Annotated in this window: 18 protein-coding genes; 5 read left to right on the top strand and 13 right to left on the bottom strand. The window is 73.9% G+C overall.

Features of this window, described 5'->3' with window-relative positions; translation table 11 throughout:
* Window positions 1–343 precede the first annotated feature (343 nt).
* On the top strand, window positions 344–1,894 hold the full coding sequence (locus DCS98_RS20730) for an LCP family protein (RefSeq protein WP_116453374.1): 1,551 nt from the start codon (window positions 344–346) through the stop codon (window positions 1,892–1,894).
* A gap of 58 nt (window positions 1,895–1,952) precedes the next feature.
* Entirely contained in the window at window positions 1,953–2,771 is an 819-nt protein-coding gene (locus tag DCS98_RS20725) for a TIGR03089 family protein (protein WP_116453373.1), read from the top strand.
* 16 nt (window positions 2,772–2,787) lie between these two features.
* Here DCS98_RS20725 and DCS98_RS20720 read toward each other — a convergent pair whose 3' ends face one another.
* From DCS98_RS20720 to DCS98_RS20710, 3 genes are read right to left on the bottom strand one after another with little or no spacing between them, the layout of a single operon-like run.
* Entirely contained in the window at window positions 2,788–3,942 is a 1,155-nt protein-coding gene (locus DCS98_RS20720) for an acyl-CoA dehydrogenase family protein (RefSeq protein WP_116453372.1), read from the bottom strand.
* Window positions 3,943–3,966: 24 nt separating this feature from the next.
* Window positions 3,967–4,485: a 5-(carboxyamino)imidazole ribonucleotide mutase gene (gene purE, locus DCS98_RS20715; protein WP_476727147.1), complete on the bottom strand. Its 519-nt coding sequence runs from the start codon at window positions 4,483–4,485 to the stop codon at window positions 3,967–3,969.
* Between the two features lie 8 nt (window positions 4,486–4,493).
* Window positions 4,494–5,699, bottom strand: coding sequence for a 5-(carboxyamino)imidazole ribonucleotide synthase (locus tag DCS98_RS20710; RefSeq protein WP_116453371.1), 1,206 nt, complete (start codon window positions 5,697–5,699; stop codon window positions 4,494–4,496).
* Between the two features lie 80 nt (window positions 5,700–5,779).
* Here DCS98_RS20710 and DCS98_RS20705 point away from each other — a divergent pair, with 80 nt between their 5' ends.
* Window positions 5,780–6,922 (top strand): acyltransferase family protein, encoded by a 1,143-nt coding sequence (locus DCS98_RS20705; protein WP_164704685.1) that lies wholly within the window; start codon window positions 5,780–5,782, stop codon window positions 6,920–6,922.
* A gap of 195 nt (window positions 6,923–7,117) precedes the next feature.
* On the opposite strand, the gene DCS98_RS20700 is transcribed toward DCS98_RS20705, so the two are convergent.
* From DCS98_RS20700 to DCS98_RS20680, 5 genes are read right to left on the bottom strand one after another with little or no spacing between them, the layout of a single operon-like run.
* Window positions 7,118–8,311, bottom strand: a complete 1,194-nt coding sequence (locus DCS98_RS20700) for a glycosyltransferase family 2 protein (protein ID WP_116453369.1) — start codon at window positions 8,309–8,311, stop codon at window positions 7,118–7,120.
* Window positions 8,312–8,319: 8 nt separating this feature from the next.
* Window positions 8,320–9,282 carry a Gfo/Idh/MocA family protein gene (locus DCS98_RS20695; protein WP_164704684.1) on the bottom strand — a complete coding sequence of 321 codons (963 nt, stop codon included), beginning with the start codon at window positions 9,280–9,282 and terminating at the stop codon, window positions 8,320–8,322.
* Window positions 9,272–10,375, bottom strand: coding sequence for a DegT/DnrJ/EryC1/StrS family aminotransferase (locus tag DCS98_RS20690; protein WP_116453367.1), 1,104 nt, complete (start codon window positions 10,373–10,375; stop codon window positions 9,272–9,274). The genes DCS98_RS20695 and DCS98_RS20690 overlap by 11 nt, the downstream gene beginning before the upstream one ends.
* Window positions 10,372–10,923 (bottom strand): acyltransferase, encoded by a 552-nt coding sequence (locus tag DCS98_RS20685; RefSeq protein WP_116453366.1) that lies wholly within the window; start codon window positions 10,921–10,923, stop codon window positions 10,372–10,374. The genes DCS98_RS20690 and DCS98_RS20685 overlap by 4 nt, the downstream gene beginning before the upstream one ends.
* Complete coding sequence (locus DCS98_RS20680) at window positions 10,916–11,302, bottom strand: GtrA family protein (protein ID WP_164704683.1); 387 nt, start codon at window positions 11,300–11,302, stop codon at window positions 10,916–10,918. The genes DCS98_RS20685 and DCS98_RS20680 overlap by 8 nt, the downstream gene beginning before the upstream one ends.
* Before the next feature lie 173 nt (window positions 11,303–11,475).
* Between DCS98_RS20680 and DCS98_RS20675 the strand changes: the two genes are divergently transcribed.
* Window positions 11,476–11,994 (top strand): GtrA family protein, encoded by a 519-nt coding sequence (locus DCS98_RS20675; RefSeq protein ID WP_116453364.1) that lies wholly within the window; start codon window positions 11,476–11,478, stop codon window positions 11,992–11,994.
* Window positions 11,995–12,025: 31 nt separating this feature from the next.
* Here the strand turns inward: DCS98_RS20675 and DCS98_RS20670 are convergent, their stop codons facing one another.
* The 5 genes from DCS98_RS20670 to DCS98_RS23755 form a co-directional block, all read right to left on the bottom strand.
* Entirely contained in the window at window positions 12,026–14,986 is a 2,961-nt protein-coding gene (locus DCS98_RS20670; protein WP_116453363.1) for an AAA family ATPase, read from the bottom strand.
* On the bottom strand, window positions 14,983–16,131 hold the full coding sequence (locus DCS98_RS20665) for an exonuclease SbcCD subunit D (RefSeq protein WP_116453362.1): 1,149 nt from the start codon (window positions 16,129–16,131) through the stop codon (window positions 14,983–14,985). Before DCS98_RS20665 ends, DCS98_RS20670 begins: the two co-directional genes overlap by 4 nt.
* A 77-nt stretch (window positions 16,132–16,208) precedes the next feature.
* The gene (locus DCS98_RS20660) at window positions 16,209–16,787 is read right to left on the bottom strand and encodes a PH domain-containing protein (RefSeq protein WP_116453361.1); all 579 of its coding nucleotides are present in this window, start codon (window positions 16,785–16,787) and stop codon (window positions 16,209–16,211) included.
* A 16-nt stretch (window positions 16,788–16,803) separates the two neighbouring features.
* Window positions 16,804–18,084: an acyltransferase family protein gene (locus tag DCS98_RS20655; protein ID WP_164704682.1), complete on the bottom strand. Its 1,281-nt coding sequence runs from the start codon at window positions 18,082–18,084 to the stop codon at window positions 16,804–16,806.
* A 130-nt stretch (window positions 18,085–18,214) separates the two neighbouring features.
* Entirely contained in the window at window positions 18,215–19,048 is an 834-nt protein-coding gene (locus DCS98_RS23755; RefSeq protein ID WP_116453402.1) for a biotin--[acetyl-CoA-carboxylase] ligase, read from the bottom strand.
* A 192-nt stretch (window positions 19,049–19,240) separates the two neighbouring features.
* On the opposite strand from DCS98_RS23755, the gene DCS98_RS23750 reads away from it, so the two are divergent.
* Window positions 19,241–21,070 carry a hypothetical protein gene (locus tag DCS98_RS23750; protein WP_116453359.1) on the top strand — a complete coding sequence of 610 codons (1,830 nt, stop codon included), beginning with the start codon at window positions 19,241–19,243 and terminating at the stop codon, window positions 21,068–21,070.
* The last annotated feature ends 35 nt before the right edge of the window (window positions 21,071–21,105 follow it).

Raw genomic sequence — 21,105 nt, 5'->3', positions numbered from 1 at the left:
GGTTCCCCTTGCGAAGGACCACGCCTCGTCGAGGGTCGCTAACGCACAGTGATGCTCGCACCCGCCACGCCGCATCCGGTATCGACTTGTGCACGAATCGTGACCATCGACGTCTCCTGTCCCACGCGTCCCACCCGTCCCGGCGGGTCCGCACGGGACCGGCACCGGCCGCCGGGGCACGCGCGGGGAGGGTGTGACGGAACCGCATTCGTGTGCCGTCGACCTCGCCCGACGTCCACGGACCGGGCGCTTGCACGTCGTATCGTCGTGAGGACTCTCCGCCACCGGACGCCGAGCTCTCGCGCTCCGCCCGGGCAGGCCGGCCCTACGTGAGGACCCGCACGTGACCAGCTCCCACCCGCACGACCCCGAGCGGCCCCCGCTGCCCGCCCGGCTCGACCCGCGCGCCGGTCGCCCCTCGGCCCGCCGTGGCGGCGGGGACGGCGGCGGGCACGCCCCGACCGGCGAGCCGCAGCGGCGCAGCGGACGGGCCCGGGCGGCCGGCGTCACCCGCGCCCTCAGCGCGCTCGTCGCCGTCGCCGTCCTCGCCGCGAGCGGCTGGGGCTGGTACCTCGGTCAGGTGGCCGACGCGAGCGTGAACCGCACCGACGCCATCCCCACCGAGGGCAACGAGGGCATCGGCAACGGCGAGGCCATGAACCTGCTGCTCGTCGGGAACGACAGCCGGGCCAGCGCCACCGAGGACGAGCTCGACGTGCTCAACACCACGGCGCACGACGGGATCAACACCGACACGATGATCCTGGTGCACGTCCCGGCGGACGGGTCGAAGGCGTCGTTCGTCTCCTTCCCGCGCGACTCCTACGTGGAGATCCCCGGGTACGGCTGGGACAAGCTCAACGCCGCCTACGCCTACGGCTACCAGTACGAGGCTGCCGACAACGCGACCGACGCCGAGCGGCAGTCCTCGGGCGCCCAGCTGCTGATCCAGACGATCAGCGGCCTCACCGGTCTGCAGATCGACCACTACGCCGAGGTCGACCTCCTCGGCTTCTTCCAGCTCTCCGAGGTCGTCGGCGGCGTCGAGGTCAACCTCTGCGCCCCGGCGAAGGACGGCTACTCCGGGGTCGACCTCCCCGCCGGCGTCCAGACCATCACCGGCGAGCAGGCGCTCGCGTTCGTCCGCCAGCGGCACGGGCTCCCCCGCGGCGACTTCGACCGGATCATCCGCCAGCAGACCTTCATCGGCGGCATGGTCCGCAAGATGCTCAGCGAGAACGTGCTGCTCGACCTGGGCAAGCAGCGCCAGCTCGTCCAGGCCGCCGCGGACGCGCTGACGGTGGACCAGACGATGGACCTGCTGGGCCTCGCCACGCAGATGCAGTCGGTGACCGCGGGGTCGGTCGACTTCCAGACCGTCCCCTACGTCGGCGACGACACCGACGAGGCCGGGCGCTACATCCTCCGGCTCGAGGACGAGGACGCCCTGCACGCGTTCTTCGCCGACCTCTCCGCCGAGCCCGAGGCCCCGGCCGCACCGTCGGAGCCGGCCGCACCCGAGACGGTGGCCCCCAGCGAGGTCTCGGTCGCCGTCTACAACGGGTCGGGCATCTCCGGCCTGGCCTCCTCGACCGCGGCCTCGCTCGAGGCCGAGGGGTACGTGGTCACGAGCACCGGGAACGCCGACAGCAGCCAGTACACCGGCACCGAGATCCGGTACGCCGCCGGCGACCAGGCGCTGGCCAACACGCTGGCCGCCTCGATCCCCGGCGCGACGACGGCCCAGGCCGACGAGCCCACGCCCGGCACCCTCGAGCTGGTCATCGGCTCCAACTTCAACGGCGTCGGCCAGCCGGTCACCGCCCCGGAGCCGGTGGAGCCGGTGCTGGGCGAGGACGCCCGCACGGCGGCCGACGTCACCTGCATCAACTGACGCAGCCCGGTGCCCGTCCGCCGACGGCGGGCGGGCACCGGCATGTCAGGCTGGACGGGTGCCTCCCGCCGCCTCGACGCCCGCGGACCTGCTCGCTGCTGCCCTGCGCGACGCCCCCGCGGCACCCCTGCTCACGTGGTACGACGACCCGGCCGGCGAGCGGGTCGAGCTGTCGGCGGCCACCCTCGCCAACTGGGTCGCGAAGACCGCGAACCTCCTGCAGGACGAGTTCGACGTCGGCCGCGGCAGCCGGGTCGCCGTCCTCCTCCCCCCGCACTGGCAGACGGCCGCCGTCCTGCTCGGCGTGTGGAGCTGCGGCGGCAGCGTCGTCAGCACCGCCGGCGAGGACGTCGGGGCCCTGGCCGACGTGGACGTCGTCCTCGTCTCCCAGGACCGCCTCGAGGCCGTGACCGACGCCCTCGGCGAGGGGGCCGGGGACGGCACCCCGGAACTGGTGGGCCTCTCGCTGCACCCCCTGGGTGCCGGCATGGCCGGCTACGTCGGCCCCGCCCGCGACTTCGCCCTGGAGGTCCGGACGCACGGGGACCACTTCTCCCCCTACGACGCCCCCGAGCCGGGGTCCCCGGGTCTGGCGGCAGGCGGGCTCGAGCTCTCGCTGGGCAGCCTGGTCGCCGCGGCGCAGGAACTGGCCGGCCGCTGCGCCCTCGCCGCCGGCGACCGGGTGCTGGTCGACGGGGCGGCTGCGGAGGAGGCCGGACCGGTCGCCTGGCTGCTGATGCCGCTCGCGGCCGGGGCCTCCGTCGTGCTCTGCCGGGACCCGCGGCCCGAGCGGCTGGCCGGCCGCGCCCAGGAGGAGCGGGTCACCGCGAGCCTCGGCGTCCGGATCGACGGCGTCCGGGTGCTCGGCGCCGCCTGAGGCGGACCGGGACCGGTCAGCGCAGCAGGCTGCGCGCGATCACCAACCGCTGGACCTGGTTCGTGCCCTCGTAGATCTGGGTGATCTTCGCGTCGCGCATCATCCGCTCGACGGGGAAGTCCTGGGTGTAGCCGGCGCCGCCGAACAGCTGGACGGCGTCCGTGGTCACCTGCATCGCGACGTCGGAGGCGAAGGCCTTGGCCGAGGCCGACACCCGGGTGACGTCGGGCCGGCCGGCCTCACCCGCGGCGGCCGCGACGTAGACGAGATGACGCGCGGCCTCGATCTTCATCTCCATGTCGGCGAGCATGAACTGCACGCCCTGGAAGCTGCCGATGCTGGTGCCGAACTGCTTGCGCTCCTTGACGTAGGCGACCGACGCGTCCAGCGCGCCCTGTGCCACGCCGACCGCCTGGGCGCCGATCGTGGGCCGGGTGAAGTCGAGGGTCCGCAGCGCGGTCTTGAAGCCGGTACCGGGCGCCCCGATGATGCGGTCGGCGGGGATCGTGCAGCCGGTGAAGTACAGCTCGCAGGTGGGCGATCCCTTGATCCCCATCTTGCGTTCCTTGGGGCCGACGGCGAAGCCGGGGTCGTCGCGGTGGACGGCGAAGGCGGAGATGCCGTTGGCGCCCTTCCCGGGGTCGGTGACCGCCATGACCGTGTACCACTCGGAGACGCCGGAGTTGGTGATCCAGGCCTTGGTGCCGTCGAGCACCCAGGAGTCGCCGTCGAGGCGGGCCCGGGTCTTCATCGCGGCGGCGTCGGAGCCGGCCTCCCGCTCGGAGAGCCCGTAGCTGATCATCGCCTCGCCGGAGGCGATCGAGGGCAGCACCTTCTGCTTCACGTCCTCGGACGCGGACAGGATGATCGGCATCGAGCCCAGCTTGTTGACCGCCGGGATGAGCGAGGCGCTGACGTCGACGCGGGCGACCTCCTCGATGACGATGCACGTGGCGATGGCGTCCGCGCCCTCGCCGCCGTACTGCTCGGGGATGTGGGTGGCGTGGAACCCGGCCTGCGTGAGCGCTTTCTGCGCCTCGACCGGGAAACGCGACTCGGCGTCCACCTCGGCGGCATGCGGCGCGATCTCCCGTTCGGCGATGTCCCGGACCGCTTCGCGGATCGCCTCGTGCTCCTCGGTGAGGGCGTAGAGCCCAGCGTTGTTACCCACGGGTAGATCGTAAGCCCGGAACCCCTACCCGTCCGAGGCGAGCCGCTCCTGAAGGGTGGTGTCGCGGTCCACCACGGACTCGGCCAGCTCGGCCTGGAAGCGCTCGACCGCCCCGCGCAGGGCGTCGTCGGAGGCGGCCAGGATCCGGACGGCGAGCAGGCCGGCGTTGCGGCCGCCGTCAATGCTCACCGTCGCGACCGGCACGCCGGCGGGCATCTGCACGATGGACAGCAGGCTGTCCATCCCGTCCAGCCTGCTCAGGGACCGCGGGACGCCGATCACCGGCAACGGCGTGGCCGCGGCGACCATCCCCGGCAGGTGGGCCGCCCCGCCCGCACCGGCGATGATCACGCGCAGGCCGCGCCCGGCGGCCGACTCGGCGTAGTCGAGCATCCGCCGCGGGGTCCGGTGGGCGGACACCACGTGCGCCTCGTACGCGACGCCGAACTCCTCCAGCGCGAGGGCTGCCGGTTCCATCGTCGGCCAGTCGGAGTCGCTGCCCATGACGATGCCGACGATCGGGGTGTCGCTCGGGTCGGTCACGCTGCTCCTCAGTGGTGCTCGTCGAAGGCGAACGACGGGTCCACGACGCCGTCGGCGAGGTAGCGCGCGGCGGCGACCGCCCGGGCCCGCACCTCGTCGAGGTCGCTGCCCAGCGCCGTGACGTGGCCCAGCTTCCGTCCCGAGCGCTGGCCCTTGCCGTACCAGTGCAGCTTGACGTCGGGCCAGTGCGCCATGAAGTGGTGCACCCGCTCGTCGAGCGCCGGCCCGGCCCAGTCGGGTGCGGACGCGACCCCACCGAGGACGTTGGCCATGACAACCACCGGTGCGGTCATCTCCGTCGAGCCGAGGGGGTAGTCGAGGACGGCGCGCAGGTGCTGCTCGAACTGGCTGGTCCGGGCACCCTCGATGGTCCAGTGACCGGAGTTGTGCGGACGCATGGCCAGCTCGTTGACCACGATGCCGTCGTCGGTCTGGAAGAGCTCGACGGCCAGCATGCCCACGACCCCCAGGCGGTCGGCGATCCGGATGGCGAGCTCCTGGGCCGCCGTGGCCAGCGCCTCCGGGAGATCCGGCGCGGGGGCGAGCACCTCGGCGCAGACCCCGCTGCGCTGCACAGTCTCGACGACCGGCCACACGGCGACCTGGCCGAACGGGGACCGGGCCACCTGGGCGGACAGCTCGCGCACCATCGCCACCCGCTCCTCGACCAGGAGGGTGCCGTGCCGCTCGAGGAGGTCGGCCACCTCGTCGGGGCCGTCGACGACGAACACGCCCTTGCCGTCGTAGCCGCCGCGCGGGGTCTTCAGCACCACCGGCCAGCCCACCTCGTCGGCGAACGCGGTCACCTGGTGGACGGTGTGCGCCTCGGTCCAGGCCGGCTGCGGCTCGCCGGCGTCGGCCAGCGCCCGCCGGAGCACGAGCTTGTCCTGGGCGTGCACGAGGGCGGCCGGACCGGGGGCGATGCGGTGCCCCTCGGCCTGCAGGGCGTGCAGGTGCTCGGTGGGCACGTGCTCGTGGTCGAAGGTCAGCACCGTGGCGCCCTCGGCCAGGCGGCGCAGCGCCGCGAGGTCGTCGTGGGCACCGATCTGCACGTCGGCGGCGACCAGGGCGGCGGACTCGGCCTCGCTGCCGGCGAGGACCCGGACCGACTGCCCGAGGGCGATCGCGGCCTGGTGGGTCATGCGGGACAGCTGGCCCCCGCCGACCATGGCCACGACCGGCAGGCCGGTGCGGCTGTCGACTGTTGTGGTCATGGTGGTTCCTGAGGCTAGATCCTGGGTCCGCTCCGCCCGCCTGCCGGGGTGGACTCCCCCGTCACACCTAGCCTGCAGCGGTGACGGTGTCGACACTCAGCGTGACCTCGACGTCGGCGCGATCGTCCGCGCAGCGGATGGGCTTCCTGGACGGGCTCCGGGGTCTCGCCGTCGCCCTGGTGCTGGTGCAGCACGTCGGGGAGAGCCTGTTCCCGGCGTTCGGGGAGTTCACCCAGACCCGCTTGCTGCTGGGTCAGATGGGCGTCATGGTCTTCTTCCTGTGCAGCGGGTTCATCATCCCCGCCAGCCTGGAGCGCGGCGGCCGGGACGGGCGCCTCCGTGGAGTCACCTCGTTCTGGCGCAGCCGGTTCTTCCGTCTCTTCCCGCTGTACTGGCTGAGCCTCGGGGCGGCCGCCGTCCTCGCCGCCGTCGGCGTCTTCACGCCGGCCGTGCCGATGTCCTCGGGTCAGTGGCTGGCCAACACCGTGATGTTCCAGCTGCTCCTCGGGGTGCCGAACGTGCTGGTCGCCTACTGGACGCTGGCCTTCGAGCTGCTCTTCTACGCCGCCCTCTCGGTGCTCTTCCTCCTCGGCCTACACCGGCGCAGCACGGAGCTGTCGCTGGCCGCGTCCGCGCTGTGCGTCGCGCTCGCGCTGGGTGCGGGACCGCTGCTGTCGGCCACCCCGCCGACCGGCGCCTTCTGCGTGGCCACCATGTTCACCGGGACGGTCTTCTACCGCTGGCACCGCGGCGACGTCGGGCTCGCGACGCTGACGACCTGCGTCGTGGCCGCGATGGGCTCCGGGGCGCTCCTGCTCACCGCCGCGATCCCGGGCAGCCCCCAGGCCGGGACGCCCGCCTTCCTCGCGATGCTGACGGCCTGGCTCGGCGCCTACGCCGTCGTCGTCGCCGGCATGCTGCTGCGGAACCGGCCCGTGCCGGCGCTGCTGCGCCGGCTGGGCACCATCAGCTTCTCGGTGTACCTCATGCAGGCGCTCGTGCTGGCGGCCGTCCCCCCGCTCGGCGGTCCGGTCCTCACCGCGCTGCTCTGGGTGGCGCTCACGATCGCGGTCAGCGAGCTGACCTACCGGTTCGTCGAGGTGCCCTCGATCGGCCTGGGACGTCGGCTGGGCCGCAGGCGCCCCGCTCCGGCGACGACGACCGGACGGGTGCTCCCCGTGCCGCGGCGCTCGGTCGACACCCCCGCGTCGATCCCCGCCTGACGCCGGTCCGGCCGGCGCGGCTCCCACCGGCGCCGCCGGGACCCACGCCCCCGTCCCGCCGGCGGGCCCGGGCGGAGCAGCTCACCCGACGGCACCGGTCCCCATGCCCCATGGAGCCGCCGGGAGACGACGACGCCCCTCCCCCGTCCGTGGACGGGAGGAGGGGCGTCGCGGTCGGCAGTGCGCCGGGCGCCGTCAGCCGTCCGGCTGCCCCGGCTCGGCCGGAGGTGCGGGCGGAGGTGCGGGCGTCGCCGGCGCCGGGCCGCCCGGGGCCGGACCGGCGCCGTGGGCACCGGCCGTGCTGTTCGCGGAGACCTGGGTCCGCTCGGGAGCGGCGGTGCCGCCGGCCGCCGGTCCGCTCAGCACCGTGCGCGACTCCAGCTCCGCGGCAGCCCGCGCCTCCGCGGTGGCGGTGGCCGCGGCCTCCGCCATGCGCCGGTAGTCGATCGTCATCGGGCTGTCCGGGCTCTCCTGGATGTCGAGCATCAGTGCGTAGAGCAGCATCTGCACGCCGACGAGCAGCGGGGCCACGGAGAGCAGGACCGATCCCGCCGAGGCCACCGGCGGGCCGAGGGTGTTGACGATGACGAAGATGCCCCACCCCGTGCCGAAGAGGCTGAGGAAGAGCCCCGACAGGACGAAGAGCGCGATGGGTGAGAACGACCAGAGCACGTACTTGAAGAAGAACCTGCGCCAGAACCCGAAGATGAGCAGCCGCATCAGCTCGGGGATGACCCGTCTGAGGCTGATGCTCGACACCTCTTCGCCGTAGACGGCCGGGATCGGCACGTCGATGGCGGGTATTCGCAGGATGTTGAGGTGGATCAGCAGGTCGTTCTCGAACGAGTAGCGCGAGGCGATCCGGTCCAGCGGCAGGCGGCGCAGGGTGTCCTGCGTGATCGCCGTGTACCCGTTCTGCGGGTCGAAGAGGTGCCAGTAGCCCGACGCCAGCTTGGTCAGGAACGACAGGATGATGTTCCCGAAGATCCGGTACCGCGGCATGCTCTGGAACGACTGCAGCGAGAAGAACCGGTTGGCCTTGGCGAAGCCCAGGCCGCCCTCGATGATCGGCTCGAGCAGGTCCGGCAGGTACCTCGGGTCCATCTGCGCGTCGCCGGCCATGACCACGTCGATGTCGGCGCCGAGCTCTCCGGCCTTCTTGTGGCCGGTGATGATGGCGCCGCCCACGCCGGTGTTCACCTCGTGCCGGATCACCGTCACGCGGGGGTCGCCCACGGCGCGGGCGACCTCGGAGGTCCGGTCGGGCGAGCAGTCGTCGACGACGACGATGTGGTCGACGTAGTCCGGCATCGTCGTGATGACGGTGCCGATCAGCGCCTCTTCCTTGTAGGCGGGCACCACGGCGGCGATCGAGCGGTTGCGGTACATCGTCGGTCCTACCGGATCGGCGCCGCGGCCACGCGCAGCGCGAGGTCCAGTGCCCGCAGACCGTCCTGGCCGGTGACCCGGGGGGTCGCGCGGTTCGTGACGCACTCGGCGAAGTGGCGCAGCTCCAGCGCCAGCGGCTCGCCGCGGTGCTCGAGGAACGGCACCTCGACGACCCCCATCTGGCGGTACCGGCGGCCGTGGTCGGAGGAGAACTCGGACTGCTGCACGCGCTGGACGGTCACGTCCTGGCGAAGCAGGTCGAGCGTCACATAGTTCTCCGCCTGGGTGAGGTCGATCTGGCGGATCTTGTTCTGGCCGACGCGGCTGGCGGTCAGGGACGCCGTGATGCCGTTCTCGAAGGCCACGAGTGCCGAGGCGATGTCGGCCGACGCCGAGCGGGGCGCCCGGACGACGGACATGACCTCCGCCGCGGCCCCGCCGGCGATCATCGTGACCAGGTCGAGGTCGTGGATCATGAGGTCGATGACGACGTCGTCCCGGATGCGCGGCGAGTAGGAGCTGATCCGGCGCGCGTCGATGTGGATCACGTCGTCGAGCAGCGAACCGAGCTCCAGCACCGCGGGGTTGAACCGCTCGACGTGCCCGACCATGAGGACCCGGCCCGCCGCCTCGGCGGCGTCGACCAGCCGCTGCGCGGTCTCCACGTCGGGCGCGATCGGCTTCTCGACGAGCACGTCGACACCGGCCTCGATCAGCTGGTGGGCGATCGGCGCGTGGAACTCGGTGGGGGTGGCGACCACGGCCGCGTCCACCATGCCGGCGAGCTCGGCGATGTCGGCCGCCGCCGTGGCGCCGAAGCCGGTCGCGAGGTTCTCGGAGCGGTTCCGGTCGGCGTCGTACACGGCGACCAGGTCGAGCTCCGACATCGCCGACGCGACACGGGCGTGGTTGGTGCCCATGATCCCGGAGCCGATGACACCGAGGCGCAGGCGTCCGCTGTCAGTCGACATCGAGCGCACCCCGCACGGCACGGACGACGGTGTCGACGTCGCCGTCGCTCAGCGCCGGGTGGACGGGCAGCGAGATGACCTCGCGGCTGACCCGCTCGGTGACCGGGTGGTCCTCGACGATGACGCCGGGGTGGTCGCGGTAGCAGTCGTAGTCGTAGACGGGGCGCGGGTAGTAGAAGCCCGACCCGACGCCGCTCTCGGTGAGCCGGTCCGCGACCTTCTCGCGGGTGGTCCCCGACTCCTCGGTGATGCGCACCGTGTACTGGTGCCACACGTGCTCGCGCCCCTCGGCGACGGCCGGGAGCACGAGACCGGGGATGCCGGCCAGGCCCTCGGTCAGGCGCCGGGCGTTCTCGACCCGCCGCTTGGTCCCGGCCTCGAGGCGGGACAGCTGCGGGAGGGCGACGGCGGCCTGGAGCTCGGTCATGCGGAAGTTGTGGCCGGCCAGCTCGTACTGGTACCGGGCCCGCATGCCCTGGTTGCGGATCAGCCGCAGCCGGTCGGCGACCGCGGCGTCGTTGGTCGTGACCAGACCACCCTCACCGGACATGAGGTTCTTCGTCGCGTACAGGGAGAAGGACCCGACGCCGAAGGAGCCGACGCGGCGGCCGTCGATCTTCGCCCCGTGCGCCTGGGCGGCGTCCTCGACGACGGCGAGGCCGCGCGCCTCCGCGAGCGGCATCAACCGGGTCATGTCCGCGGCCTGGCCGTAGAGGTGGACCGGCATGACGGCGGAGGTGCGCTCGGTCACGGCGGCCTCGACCGACTCCGGGGTGAGCGCGAAGTCCGCGGGGTCGATGTCCCCGAAGCGGACCACGAGACCGGCTTCGAGGATGGCGTTGACCGTCGCCACGAAGGTGAACGGGCTGGTGACGACCTCCGTGCCCCGGGGCAGCTGGAGGGCCTCCAGCGCGGCGACGAGGGAGACGGTGCCGTTGGACACGGCGATCACGTGCTCGGCGTCGGACCACGCCCGGAACTCGGACTCCAGCTTCTCGACCATCGGTCCCTGCGCCAGGCGACCGGACCGGAGGACCTGGAGGACGAGCTCCTCCTCCTCGGTGCCGATCGCGACACTGGAGATGGGGATCATGAAGGCTCCTCCTGCTGATCGATTCCCCCGAAAGGCAGCGAGGGCGGACGCTCCGCATCCCGGCTGACCACTTCACCATGCACGTCGACCCAGCCCAGGGTGCGGGCCGGGTTCCCGGCGACCAACTCGTTCGGCCGGACGTCGCGCGTGACGACCGCGCCGGCGGCGATCGTGCAGAGCTCCCCGAGCTCGATGCCGCACCGCAGCGTCGCGTTGGCCCCGATGGAGGCCCCGCGCCGGACGAGCGTGCGCACTTCCTCCCAGGCCCCGAAGGCCCGCGGGAAGCGGTCGTTGGTGAACACCGCGCTGGGCCCGACGAAGACGTCGTCCTCGAGCACGACGCCCGAGTAGACCGAGACGTTGTTCTGGATCTTGCAGCGGGCGCCGACCACCGCACCGGCGTCGACGTAGACGTTCTTGCCCACGACCGAGCCTGGTCCGATCACGGCACCCGCGCGCACGTGCGCGTGGTGCCAGATGGAGGCACCGGCCCCGATCTGCGCGCCGTCCTCGACGATCGCGGTGGGATGGACCCGGTAATCACTCACGGAAGACCCACTGTCTGTAGGCGATGAAGTTCACGATGCTGAGCACGGCGACGGCGATGACCTTCGCGACCACCGCCGGCAGGCCGACGGCCACCAGGCCGGCGACGATGCCCAGGTTGGCCAGGTAGTTCAGGCCGACGAGGACGCAGTAGCGGATCAGCTGCCGCGCACCGTGGGCACGGGCACCGAAGGTGACGTACTTGTTGGCCAGGAAGTTGACGGCGAAACTCAGCCAGAAGCCCGCGGTGGTCGCCAGCCACAGGGAGGTGCCGGCGCCGTCGTACAGGAGCCACAGCGTCCCGGCGTCGACGACCAGGCTGAGGACGCCCACGGCGACGTAGCGGACGAGCGTCCCCGGGGTGTCCCGGCCGGCGCTCACGGGGGATTCGACAGTCACAACGGGCGCCACGTTAATGCACGCGGGAGCGCTGCGAGCGACTGCTCGGGGGACCTCGGCTCACCGCACCCATTCGTCACACAGGAACCACCTGGGACCCCTGGCGCCGGCTGGAACGGGTCCCGGGACGGGCCCGGGCCGCCTAGCATCGCGGCATGCCTGCACGGGGTGGCACGACCGCCGGCGCCCGCCGCGACTGGCGGCTGCTGGTCCGGGAGATGGGCATGTTCGGGGTCGTCGGCGCCGTGTGCTTCGTCATCGACGTCGGGGTCTTCCAGCTCCTGTACGCGGCGGCGGGCACCGCCGCCGTGGCGGCCAAGGCCGTCTCCGCGCTCGTGTCGATGACGGTGGCCTACTTCGGCCACCGGCTGTGGTCGTTCTCGCACCGCGCGCACACCGGCCTGCGCCGCGAGTACGGGATCTTCTTCGTCGTCAACGGCGTGACCCTCGCCGTCGGGGTCGTCGCGGTCGCCGTCGCCCACGACGTGCTGGGCCAGGACAGCGCCCTGGTCCTCCAGGCCGTGAACGTGGGGGCGATCGCGACCGGGACGGTGATCCGCTTCCTCGCCTACCGGCGGTGGGTGTTCGTGGCCGACGACGCCCCCGCGGCGGTCGCCTACCGGGAGCAGCAGGCGGTGCGCCGTTCCGCGGCGCCCGTGCGCCAGGAGGTCTGACCCGCGGGCTCGGCGCCTCGATCCGGTCACGTCACCCGGCGAGCCGCGAGCCGTGCCGCTCGCTCACGACCTCGAGCCGCGTCGGGATCCGCATGCGCAGCTCCTCGACGTGGCTGATCACCCCGACCGTCCGCCCGCCGCGGCGCAGCTCGTCCAGCACCGTCATGACCGCGTCGAGCGACTGCGGGTCGAGGCTGCCGAAGCCCTCGTCGACGAAGAGGGTGTCCAGCTGCACGCCGCCGCTCTCGGAGGTGACCACGTCGGCCAGCCCGAGCGCCAGCGCGAGGGAGGCCATGAAGCTCTCCCCGCCCGACAGCGTCTTGGTCGCGCGGCGGACGCCGGTGTGCTCGTCGAAGACGTCGAGGCCCAGCCCACCCCGTGCACCGTGGCGGCCCTGGGCGTCGCTGTGCAGGAACGTGTACCGCCCTCCGGACATCTCCAGCAGGCGCGCGCTGGCGACCTCGGCCACCTGCTCCAGGCGCGCCGCGAGGACGAAGGACTGCAGGCGCATCCGGAGCGCGTTAAACCCCCTGCCGTTGACGAGGTCGGCCAGCGCGGTCACCTGGTCGGCCCACGCGCGCAGCTCCGCGAGCTCCATCTCCGCCGCGGTCACGTCGCCGGCCAGGTCCTCGAGCGACCCGGCGCAGCGGCGGGCCCGCTCGAGCTCCGCGACCGCGACCTCCCGCCGTCGGGTCGTCGCGGCGCAGCGCTCGTCCATGGCCGGGAGGTCGGGCCGTTCGTCCAGGCCGGTGAGCTCGGGCTCCGCCAGCCGGGCCCGCACGAGCACCAGCTGCCGGTCGTGCCCGTCGAGCTCCCGGTCGAGCCGGGCCAGCCGGCCGGCGTCGAGCAGCGCCGTCCCGGCGTCCAGCACGTCGTCGAAGCCGGCGGACGCGGCGCGCTCCTCGGCGACCTCCAGGGCGGCTGCCGCGGCGTCCCGCGCCCGCGACTCCTCGGCGACGGCCGTGACCAGAGCCGCGCAGCGCGCAGCCGCATCGGTCAGGCGGGCCACCCGGGCGGCGAGATCCGCGTCGCCCCCGCGGGCAGCCGTGAGCCGCAGCTCCAGCTCCGCGAGCGCCGCGGCGAGCGAGTCCCGTTCGGCGGTCCGGGCGGTGAGCTCCTCCCGGTCCGCTGCCAGGCGTGCCGCGGACGACTCGCGCTCCGCCGCGAGCGCAGCGAGGCGCCCCTCCGCCGGGACGAGGGTCCCCGCGAGCTGCTCCAGCTCCCGGGCGGACGACGCCAGCCGGTCGAGCGCCGCCGCCTGCTCCTCGACCGGATCGGTCCCGGCCTTCGCCCGCAGGCTGACCAGCTCGCGCTCCCGGTGGTCGAGCTCCGCCGACGCGGCTGCCAGCGCCTTCTCCGCGGCATCGGCGGCGGTGTGCGCGGCCTGCTCGTCCTGGGCGGTGACCACCGGCCCGGTGTGGGCGGCCGGTCGCGGGTGCTCGGTGGCGCCGCAGACCGGGCAGTCCGCGCCGTCGGCGAGCTGCAGGGCCAGCTCGGCGGCCATGCCGTCGAGCCGCTGGGCGCGCAGATCCAGCCAGTGCTCGCGGGCGTCGGACCACGCGACCCGATGATCCTGCACGTCCCGGCGCCGGGCGACCAGCCCCGCCTCCAGCACCTCGGCGGCCCGCGCCGCCTCGAGGGCCGCGGCCGCCACCGCGCACGCGTCCCGGACGGCCGGGAGACGGACACCGGCGGTCCGCGCCGACGCCACCCGGTCCTCCTGCTCCGCGAGCCTCCGCGGCCAGGACTCCGCGATCCGGGCCGCCTCGTCGCAGCCGTCGGTCAGCTCGGTGATCCGGCGCTCCAGGACGGTGATCCGGCGGCGCAGGTCGCGGGCCCGGGCGACCTCCGGCAGCAGCGCCCGCGCGTGCGCCGCCGCGTCCCGCAGCTCGCCGACGAGGTCGTCGGTGGCCTCCCTGCCCTCGGCGACCTCGTCCCAGGCCGCCCGCGCGCGCTCGACGGCCGTGGCCGCCAGCTCGGCCGCCTGCGCGGTCCGGCCGGCGGATTCCAGGCAGTCCCGGAGGGGCTCGGCCAGTCGTCCGGCATCCCGCTGGGCCCGCACCGCGGCGAGCTCGGCCTCCCGCGCCGTCAGGGCGGCCAGCTCGGCGAGCGAGCGGTCCCGGCGGTCGTGCCGGTCGGCCAGCGCACGGGCCGCGGTCAGGTCCGCGTCGGCGTGGGCGGCCCCCTCGGCGGCCTGCTCGGCGTCCGTGACGGCCGCCGCGAACCGCTGGGCCGCCGTCGCGCGCACCGTGTCCACCCACGGGCCGATCGATGCGCCGCCACCCCCGCCGACCAGCTCGGGAGCGAGTTCCTCCGGCACGTCCACGTCGGCCACCTGGGCGACCCGCGCCAGCAGGGCCCCGACCCGCGCCTTCTGCGTGGTCACCCGTTCGCGGGCGGCCGCGCGCTCCTCGGCCAGCCAGTCCTCGGCGGAGGCGAAGCGCCCGACGTCGAACAGGGTGCGCAGGAGCTCACCGCGGTGCTCGGGTTCGGCACGCAGGAACCGCGCGAAGTCGCCCTGCGGCAGGAGGACGACCTGGCAGAACTGGTGGACGTCGAGACCCAGCCGGGTCCGGAGGTGCTCGGACCCCTCGTCGATGCGGGTGCTGACCGGCTCCCAGCCACCGTCGGTGAGCCGCTGGACGGTCAGCCTGGCCTGCTCGGTGGTCATGCCCTCGCCACGCTTCTTCGGCCGCTGCTGCTCCGGCCGCCGGGTGACGCGCAGCCGCTCCCCACCGAGGGTCAGCTCGCACGCGACCTCGGTGCGGACCGCCGCGTCGGCGTGGTCGCTGCGCAGCCGCTTCTCCTCGCCCCGGGCGCCGGGGACGGTGCCGTACAGCGCGAAGACCACGGCGTCGAGCAGCGTCGTCTTGCCCGCGCCGGTGGGACCCCAGAGGAGGAAGAGCCCGTCGCGGCCCACCTCGTCGAGGTCGACCTCCTCCGTGCCGGCGAACGGGCCGAAGGCCGTGAGGGACAGCCGGTGCAACCTCACCGGCGCACCTCCGCACGGTCGGCGGCGCCCAGCGCGAGGGCCAGCAGCTCCCGCTCCGCCGCGGTGGGGCCCACGCCCCGCACGTGGCCGACGAACTCGGCGGCCACGTCGAGGTCGCTGCGGCCGCGCAGCCGCTCCTGGTAGCTGCGCCCGTCGGCCACGGCCCCGGCACCGGCCCACTCGAGGTGGACGCAGTGCGGGAACCGCGTGCGCAGGCGGCGCATCGGGTCCGCGGGACGGACGGCGTCGGTGAGCCGGGCGGAGACGAAGTGGTCCTCCACCGCCGAGTGCGACGGGTCGGCGAGCAGCTCCTCGAGGGTCCCGGTCAGGACGCTGAGCTCGCGCGGGGTGGGGAGGACGACGGGGCGGACCTCCCCCAGCCCGTGGGCGTCGAGGTCGACGAGCCAGGCCTGCTTCTGCTGGCCCGCCTCGCCGAAGGAGTACGCGAGCGGGGAGCCGCTGTACCGCATGCGCGGCGACAGCGTCTGCGGCCGGTGCAGGTGGCCCAGCGCCACGTAGTCGACCCCGGCGAAGACCGATGACGGGACGAGGTCCACCCCACCGACGCAGATGTCGCGCTCGCTGTCGCTGGCCACTCCCCCGCCCACGAACGCGTGCGCCAGGACGACGGAGCGCGCTCCGGGCCGCAGGAACAGGTCGGCGCGGACCCGCTCCATGGCCGCCCCGAGCACGGCCTCGTGGCTGCGGCCGCCCTCGAGGCCGAGCTCGTGGCGGGCGACCTCGGGCTCGAGGAACGGCAGGCCGTAGATGGCGACCTCGCCGTGCTCGTCGGCCAGCAGGACGGGCTCGTCCAGCCGGGTCGTGGACGCCTGCACGTGCAGCCCGGCCGCCGACAGCAGACCGGAGAAGGTGCCGAGCCGCCGGGCGGAGTCGTGGTTCCCGGGCGTCATGACCACCGCGGCGCCGGCACGGAGGAGGCGACCGACGACGCGGTCGAGGACGGCCGTCGCGTCGGCGGAGGGCACCGCCCGGTCGTAGACGTCACCGGCGACCAGCACCACGTCCACCGACTCCTCCGCGACCACGCGGGCGAGCCCGCCCAGCACCGCCTCCTGCTCGGCGAGCAGGTCGGTGCCGTGCAACGTCCGGCCGAGGTGCCAGTCGGAGGTGTGCAGCAGGCGCATGGCCGGAAGGTAGGCGGCGCCACCGACAGAACCGGCCGAGGCGCGCCGTGACGGACCGGTCACAGGACCGGGCGGGGTCAGAGGTACGGCTGGGGAGCGGTGTCCCGCGCCTGCCACGTGCGGTCGTCGCGGTGGTCACCGACGTAGCCGGCGCTCTCCTGGGCCCGGCGGTCGGCGTCCTCCTCGATCATGTGGTTGAGGAGCTGCTGCACGCCGTCGCTGTCAGGGATCTTGCGGAGCACCGTCGCCCCGCCGTCGCCCGCCGACTCGATGGTCAGCGTCCCGGACCGGATGATCCGTTCCCACAGCGTCTGCCGGTAGGAGACGTCGGTGATCCGGGACAGGCCGAGGTCGCGACCGCGGCGGGCGAGGATCCCCTCCCGGAACAGCAGCCGGTGCGTGGTGACGACGTAGTGCGTGGTCCGCCAGCGGAGCAGCGGGACCAGGAGCAGGACCAGGAGCACGACCGCGACGGCGAGGACCAGCATCCGGAGGATGCCCTGCTGCCGCCCGTCCGGGATCGCGGCCAGGCCGAACGTCGTGGCGCCGACGAGGAGCAGGAGGCGGACGACGGGCCAGAAGAGCGTCGTCCAGTGCGGGTGCAGGTGCCGGACGACCTCTTCGTCGTCGACGAGCAGCTTGTCGGGATAGGCCATGCGCCGAGGATGGACGTCAGCGGGACGCGAGGACGGTGTCCGCGTCGTGCGTCGTGGAATCGGTGCCGCGCCGTTGCATGGGCAGCGGCTCCGCGACGGGGCGCGAGGCGGCGGCCGCGCGGTCCGAGCGGGCGGGCGCGGACCTGCGGCGCCGCTGCTCGGCCATGCGGCGCATCGCGAGCCGCGCGGGCTCCTCGACGTACCGCCAGGCGAGGTAGGCGACCGGGACCGGAAGCACCAGGACCAGCGGGAGCAGGAGGGCGACGAGCTCCGAGCCGGCCGCCAGACCGGGCACCTCGTCCATGGCCGTCCAGAAGACCTCGAACACGCACTGGTGCACGAGGTAGAGCGCGAAGGAGAAGCGCCCGGCCAGGTTGATCCAGGAGCTGCTCAGGAAGCGGGCGGGCCCGGCGTCGGCGAGCGAGAGGGCGCCGATCAGCACCGGGAACAGGACGACGACGACGGCGACCTCCCCACCGTGGATCGAGGCCCACCACAGGATGACCAGCACCGGGGCGAGCACGGCGGCCGCCAGGACCGACGCCGCGCGACGCACGCGCTCGGTCCGTTCGATCGTGCGCACGCACAGCGAGACGAGGGCACCGGCCACGAAGGCGCCGGCGATCCGGTAGAGCCAGTTCCACGCGAACACGTGGCCGTCGTCCGACACGAGGGAGGTGACGGCGTAGGGCGTCATCGCCAGCACGGCCCCGCAGCCCAGCACCACCGCGGGCAGCCGGCGCACCCGGTGCAACCCGAGGACGAGCACGGGGAAGGCCAGGTAGGCCAGCCACTCGGCGCTCAGCGACCAGCCGGGACCGACCGCGCCGCTGGCCCACGACTGCGGCTGGCTCCAGACCTGGACCATCAGGAGCTGCTCGATCAGCGGCAGCACCCCCACGCTGGGCTGGAAGACCTCGTGCAGGTGGTCGCCACCGATGGTGAGGTGCTTGACCACGAGCCAGCCGGTGAAGAGCACCGTCACGACGGCCCAGAGCGGCCACACCCGGCTCAGGCGGTTCCACCAGAAGGAGAGGCTCGCGCCGAGTCCCGGCCGGGGGCCGAGCTTCGCCGAGTAGGTGTGGCAGAGGACGAAGCCGCTGAGGACGAAGAAGAGGTCCACCCCGAGCCAGCCCGACTGGACCAGCGGGAGGACGTGGACGACGACGCCCCCCCAGGCGTCGCCCGGGGTCAGCAGCCAGAAGTGGTACACGACCACCCAGGCCGCGGCGACGGCGCGCAGACCGGTCAAGGGCCGGATCTCGTTCCTGATGCCCGTCTCGCCGTTCGACTTCACGTGCTGCCCCTGCCTACCGACTATCACTGGTTGTGACCGATCGGTAACGCTACTTGCAGCGTTGTGATTTGGCGGGACGACGACACGCTTCGGGCACGCTGCGCCCCGTCAGTCACAGGCGCCTCGCGGGTCACCCCGCCCCGGCGCGCCCCTGCCGCACGTGCCGCACGTCCCCCGACGCGAGTTCCACGACGCCCTCAGGCGTCGACACGACCAGACGCCCGTCCCAGTCGACCGCGGTCGCCGTCCCCTCGAGGACGGAGCCGTCCGGAAGGCTGACGGCGACCTCCGTGCCGACCGTGGCCGACCACGCGAGGTAGTCGGCCACCAGGCCCGAGGAGACCGGGTCACCGAGCGCCGCCGTCCAGCGCCGGTAGCGCCGCTCCAGCGCGCGCAGGAAGGCGAGGAGCACGGGGGCCCGGTCCACCGTCGCACCGGTCACCCGGGACAGGGACGTCCCCGTGTCCGGGAGCTCCGCCGCCGTGGTCGACACGTTCAGGCCGACCCCCACGACGACCGCGGTGCCGCTGCTCTCGGCCAGGATCCCCGCGAGCTTCCGCCCGTCGAGGGCCAGCAGGTCGTTCGGCCACTTCAGCGACGCCCGGACGCCGCTCGCCTCCCCGACCGCCTCGCCCAGCGCGACCCCCGTCAGCAGCGGGAGCCAGCCCCGGCGCGCCGCCGGCACGTCCGGCCGGAGGAGGACGGAGACGGTCAGCCCGGCGCGGGGAGGCGAGGTCCACGAGCGGTCGAGCCGCCCGCGGCCGGCCACCTGGTGCTCCGCCACGAGGACCACCCCCTCCGGCTCGCCCGCGGCGGCCAGGGCGACGAGCTCGGCGTTCGTGGACCCCACCTCGGGCACCACCTCGAGCGTCCGCCACAGCCCGGCGTCCCGGGTCAGCGCAGCGGTCAGCGCCCGGGCGTCCAGCGCCGGGCGCTCCAGGTCCGACCACGAGGAGGAGGACACGGCCTCACCGTACGGCGCCCGCCGGACGGCCACGGACGACTCGTCCGCTCCTCCCGTCACACGCGCGCCTCCGCCCCCACGACGCACGCCGGCAGGTGTATCGGCCCGATACCGTTTCGGTGAAGGTCCGGCGAGTGACGAGGTCCCGCGCGCCCGACTCGGCACACGGCAGCAACGGGGGAACGTCCAGTGGTGAACGGACTGATGGTGGGCGCGCTGGTCGCCGGCCTCGCGTACGCCCTCATCGGCACGGCCGGCTTCTGCCTCGCGGCGCGACGCCCGAGGGTCGGCCCCGTGCTGGCGACGGCCTTCGGTCTCGCGACGCTCGGCATCGTGGGCTGGGCGGTCTTCTGGGCCTACCTGCTGTCCCCCCTCGCGGGCCGCCTCCTGGGCTCGGCCGCGCTGCTGGGTGCCGCCGTCGTGGTCGCGATCTCCTGCCGGCGCTCCGCGGAGACCCGGCGCGCGCTGGTCTCGGTGCTGCCCGCGGTCGCGATGCTGCTCGGCATCTCCGTCGTCACCGTCGCCCTGATCGGCCTCTGGGACACCGTTCGCGACCCCTTCGAGCTGGCTCGTTCGCGCTTCTCGCACCCCCTGCCCATCGACAACGAGATCCCGCAGCTGTTCGCCGACAAGCTGGCCGCCGGCGAGGACCCGCGGACCTTCCTCGCCGGGTGGCAGAGCAGCGACCGGCCTCCCCTGCAGACCGGGCTCATGCTGCTCGCGCACGACATCACCGGCCGGCTGGGGCTGACGCGCAGCGCCGCCGGGTTCTCGGCCGGCGTCGTCGCCCAGTTCGCCTGGCTCCCCGGCATCGCCATCCTGATCCGTGCCCTCGGCGGGCGGGCCCGCGGCGTGCTCACCGGCATGCTGTTCGCGGCGATGACCGGCACGGTCCTGGTGAACACGGTCTTCACGTGGCCGAAGCTGATCTCCGCGGCCTTCGTGCTGGCCGCGCTCGCGGTGCTGGTCGAGCACTCGTCCACCGGGAGCCGGCTCTCCTGGCAGCGGCTCGGCCTGGCCGGCGTGCTCGTCGTCCTCGGGCTGCTCTCCCACGGCGCCGCCCTCTTCGCCGTCCCGATCGTCCTCGTCGTCCTGCTGTGGCGCCGGCGCGCGCTGACCCTCCGCGCGGCGGGCGCGGCCGTCGCGATCTCCGGTGCCGCCTACCTGCCCTGGGTGCTCTACCAGAAGTTCTACGACCCGCCGGGCACCCGCCTGCTGTTCTGGCACCTGGCCAACATCGGCTACCCCGACCCCGCGGACGGCGGTGTGGTCGACCAGGTGACCGCCGCCTACGCCGACGCCGGCTGGGACACCGTCCTCGCCAACAAGTGGGCGAACCTGACGATGCCCCTGAGCATGGGCCCCTGGCGCGGGATCGGCCTCCACGACCTCGACCTGGGTTCGCACCGCGCGGCGGAGTTCTTCACGTTCTCCGGCGCCATCGGGATCGGGTGGCTGGCCGTCGCCGCGGTGATCGCCGCCGTCGTCCTCGGGGCCGTCCGCGGCCGCCCGCGCGACGGCTTCGCCGCGCGCGTCGTGCTGCTGCTGGGCGCCAGCGTCCTCAGCGTGCTCATCTGGGCGATGGTCATGTTCGGGCCGTCGACGACCGTGGTGCACCACAGCACCCACGTGGTCATCCTCGTCGCGCTCGCGCTGCCGATGGCCTGGCTCGCGGACCGGCGCCCGTGGGCCGCGGCGCTGGTCACCGCCGCCGGCGTCGTCCACTGCCTGCTGACCTACGTCCCCTTCATGTCCTACGACGGGTCCTGGGTGCAGGTCGGCACGGTCACCGCGGTGCTGGGCGCCGAGGGGCCGATGTCCCGCCGCGCGATCGCGGTGGGACTCGTCGGTGCCGCGCTCGTCGCCCTCGCCTACTGGCTGATCGCCCGCCGCCGCCCGGACACGGTCGTGGGCGCCCCCGCCCCGGAGGACGCGGTCGCACCGTCCACCGGGGCCGGCGAGTCCCCCGAGGAGGACCAGCCGGCCGAGACGCGGCAGCTCAGCGCGGCGGGCGCCCGCTGAACCAGGGCTCTCCGGGCCCGGGGCCCGCGACGCCG

The sequence above is a fragment of the Blastococcus litoris genome, from assembly GCF_003075095.1.
GTDB lineage: Bacteria > Actinomycetota > Actinomycetes > Mycobacteriales > Geodermatophilaceae > Blastococcus_B > Blastococcus_B litoris.
Note: the sequence above shows the minus strand (reverse complement) of the source record. Positions and strands in the feature narration are given on the sequence as shown.